The 3668-nt window shown below is 47.4% G+C and carries 2 protein-coding genes and 1 pseudogene; all 3 read left to right on the top strand.

The window, feature by feature from the left end; translation table 11 throughout:
• Positions 1 to 414 (top strand): annotated as a pseudogene (locus tag QAS77_RS10970) (metallophosphoesterase); the annotation flags it as partial.
• Complete coding sequence (locus tag QAS77_RS10965; RefSeq protein WP_305065559.1) at positions 411 to 3245, top strand: DEAD/DEAH box helicase; 2835 nt, start codon at positions 411 to 413, stop codon at positions 3243 to 3245. The pseudogene QAS77_RS10970 and the gene QAS77_RS10965, both read left to right, overlap by 4 nt.
• A gap of 65 nt (positions 3246 to 3310) precedes the next feature.
• Positions 3311 to 3668 (top strand): amidohydrolase family protein (locus QAS77_RS11580; RefSeq protein ID WP_331522691.1); only part of this gene is annotated, 358 nt, incomplete at its 3' end.

Below are 3668 nucleotides of genomic sequence, written 5' to 3'. Positions count from 1 at the left end.
GAAAAGATCATTGTAGCTCACAATCACCCAACGGTACGGTTTACCGATGCAATGGGCTATTCAGTGGTCGAACAGGTTTGGTTAAAGACACACTTCAAAAAGGAAGTATTCGTGGAGCACTTCAAAAGTTCTGCCTTTGATAAGGAAAACGGTAATTGGGCTGATCCTGATGTTCTGGTAGTACCGGCATTCAACGAGCTTTGCGGCGGTGTAGCATTTAATGAGTCTGTGCGGGATGATCTCTTAGGTCCCATCCTTTCCTCAGGGGCAGTCGAGCTAGACAATTCCGAAATATACCTACTTGATGGGACATTTCTTGGAATTTTGAAAAATATTCGGAAACTTGAGGAAACAAAGCCACGAACCGGTAAAAGACGGGCAAGGAAAAAACGTTCCGGAGAGGTCGGCAAATGAAATTCGATAACATGTTCGACAACTTCCACCCTGCGATCCAGACAGCTCTCGAAAAACAGGGATTCAAAGCACCCACGCAACCTCAGGAAATGTCCTTTCCCCACATCCTTGCAGGGGAACACACATTCCTTATAGCTCCCACAGGTTCAGGAAAGACCGAATCCGCGGTTCTCCCGATGTTCGATCACATTCTTCGCAAGAGCGAGGAGAGTCGTGTGGGGATGTCCGCCCTTTACATTACACCGCTACGTGCACTCAACCGTGACATGTTGACACGTATCCAGTGGTGGGGAAAAGAGCTTGGTATTGATGTGCAGGTACGTCATGGAGATACTACTCCGTATCAGAGGCAAAAACAATCCAAAAATCCGCCTGACCTTCTGATAACCACACCCGAAACCCTTCAGGCAATGTTCACAGGTTCGCGGCTGAGGAAGAATCTCGAATGTGTCAGTTATGTCGTTATTGACGAGATACACGAGCTTGCCTCCTCCAAGCGAGGTGCTCAGCTATCGGTGGGACTTGAGCGTCTTGTCGAGATATCCGGCGAGTTCCAGAGGGTCGGCCTGTCGGCCACAGTGGGTAATCCCGATGTTGTCGCCCATTTCCTTGCAGGCGCAAAAAGAGCCGTATCCATCGTACAGGTTTCCATGTTAAGTCTTCTTGAGTTCAACATCATATATCCACAAGTTACAGATGAGGACCTCGGGATCGGAAGGAAGATAGGATGTGAACCGGAATTCGCATCCCACCTTCGATGCATCAGGGAGATCGTTGAAACTCATATCTCGACCCTCATCTTCGTTAACACACGCCAAAGTGCCGAAGCTCTCGCATCAGGATTCAAATTGCTCGGAGCATCAATTGGTGTCCATCATGGCTCTCTTTCAGTGGATGCCCGAATTGAGGCCGAGGAATCCTTCAAAGCAGGCGACCTTCAGGGACTCATATGTACTTCATCAATGGAATTGGGTATTGATATTGGTAAAGTTGACCACGTTGTCCAGTATGGTTCTCCCAGGCAGGTATCCCGACTGTTGCAACGTGTGGGGCGTGCAGGCCACAGGATACACGAAATATCCCGGGGTACTATCCTCACAATGGGGACCGATGACATTGCAGAAAGCATGGCCATAGCAAAAGCAGCTCTAAGGGGAGAGGTCGAGGACATAATACCTCATACGGGTTCCCTCGATGTTGTCGCAAACCAGATCTCTGGAATGGTAATCGATTTCGGGGATGTGGAGATAGAAAAGATCCATTCCATTCTGGCGCGGGCATATCCTTATCGGGATCTTTCCCTTGAACAGTTAAAACGTGTCATCGAACAGATCACCGAATATCGTATGGTCTGGCGGGAGGAAGGTTCTAACACTATCAGCAGAAGAAAGAAAAGCTGGCAGTATTACTATGACAACCTTTCCATGATACCGGATGAAAGGAAGTTCGAGATATTCGACATTGTCTCTGGCAGGTCTGTCGGGGTGCTGGATGAGGCTTTTGTGGTGAATTTTGCATCTCCCGGTGCGGTCTTCATCACTAAGGGTGAAATGTGGCGTGTTATCGAAATGAACACTGACAGGGACAGGATAAAGGTCGAACCGATAAAGGCAATGGGCGAGATCCCAAGCTGGGTCGGCGAGGAGATCCCTGTTCCGTTCGATGTTGCACAGGAAGTAGGTCGTATTAGATTCAGGATCTCGTTCCTTATCCATGATGGAAAAGCTGACAATGAGATCGTTGAAGACCTCATGAAAGACTATCCTGTGGATGTTCCCAGTGCACTTACCATCATCGAGCTGGTGCGTGAGCATATTTCGAAAGGTTGTCCTCTTCCCGATAATGATACGATTGTGATCGAAGATGAAGGTGAAGCCGTAATAATCAATTCCTGTTTCGGACACAATGTCAACGAGACACTTGGAAAGGTGATAACTTCTCTTCTGGCTGCCCGGTTTGGGAGCAGTGTCGGTCAGGAGGTCGACCCATACAGGATAAGATTGCAGCTTCCAAGACGCATGAAAGCTTTGCATATTCAGGAGATGATCTATGATATACAGCCTGAACACATTGAGCCGATAATCGAGATGACCCTTAAGAACACCTCGGTCATGAAATGGAAGATGGTTCATGTGGCACGAAAGTTCGGTGCGTTGAGCCGTGAGATCGATTATGATCGTATCAGCATGAAGAAGCTCCTCGAGATCTACAAGGGCACGTCCATGTATGATGAGGTCATACGTGAGATATTCCACAACATGCTCGATGTGGATAAAGCCTCTGAGGTATTGGGGCTGATAGCTTCCGAGGAAATTATCATCCTTTCAAGTCCTGTACCAACTCCTATAGGCGGTGCGGGATTTGCAATGAAACGTGATCTTGTGGCACCGGAAAAAGCGGACCGGTCCATCGTCCTTGCATTAAAGGACAGGATAATGCATGATCGTATCATCCTTTTCTGTGTCAATTGCAAGAAATGGGTGTCCCGGAGGAAGGTGATGAACGTACCTGACGAGATAATATGTCCGGTGTGTGATTCAAAAATGATAGCTGCTCTCAAACCTTGGGAAGAGGATGAGATAAAGCTTGTGAGGAAACAGGATAAGGTGACTGTAAAAGAGGATGTGAAACGTATCCAGAAGGTCTATCGTAATTCCCACATTGTAATGGCCAGTGGTAAACTTGCTGTTATTGCGCTTGCAAGCAGGGGTGTTGGTCCCGAGACAGCTTCAAGGGTCATCGAGAAGATGCGTGTGGATGAGGAAACCTTTTACAGGGATATCATGGCAGCTGAAAGGAATTATGCCAAGAACAAGCAGTTCTGGAAATGAAACGCTTGTTCTGTTTTTATTTTCGCCGCAATATCCTTATACTTTGCAAAGCCATGGATTTTGTTATGGATATAAGGGACAAGGTCTTTGCGGCTACCGGCAAGGTCAAGGCAGATACTATCTTTTTCGGCGGTCTTCTGATCAATGTCAACACAAAAGAGATGCTGTATAGGGATATTGCGGTAAAGGATGGCTATATAGTTGGCATTGGGGATGTTTCTTCCCTTAAAGGCCATGATACCGAAATGATCGATGTGACTGGCCGATATCTTTGTCCTGGGCTAATGGATGGTCATGTTCACTTTGAATCCAGTATGGTGACCTTAAGCCAGTTTGCAGTACCGGCACTGGCACATGGAACTACGTCGGTTGTGATCGACCCTCATGAGATAGCTAATGTTCTTGGCAAGGCTGGTATCGAAC

Origin of the sequence: Methanococcoides sp., from assembly GCF_030594565.1 — an archaeon.
Classification (GTDB): Archaea; Halobacteriota; Methanosarcinia; order Methanosarcinales; family Methanosarcinaceae; genus Methanococcoides; species Methanococcoides seepicolus.
The sequence above is the reverse complement of the archived record's forward strand: the minus strand, read 5'-3'. Positions and strand labels throughout refer to the sequence as shown.

Coding starts and splice junctions, on each gene's coding strand:
- QAS77_RS10965 (WP_305065559.1), top strand. CDS start 411: ATGAAATTCGATAACATGTTCGACAACTTCCACCCTGCGATCCAGACA.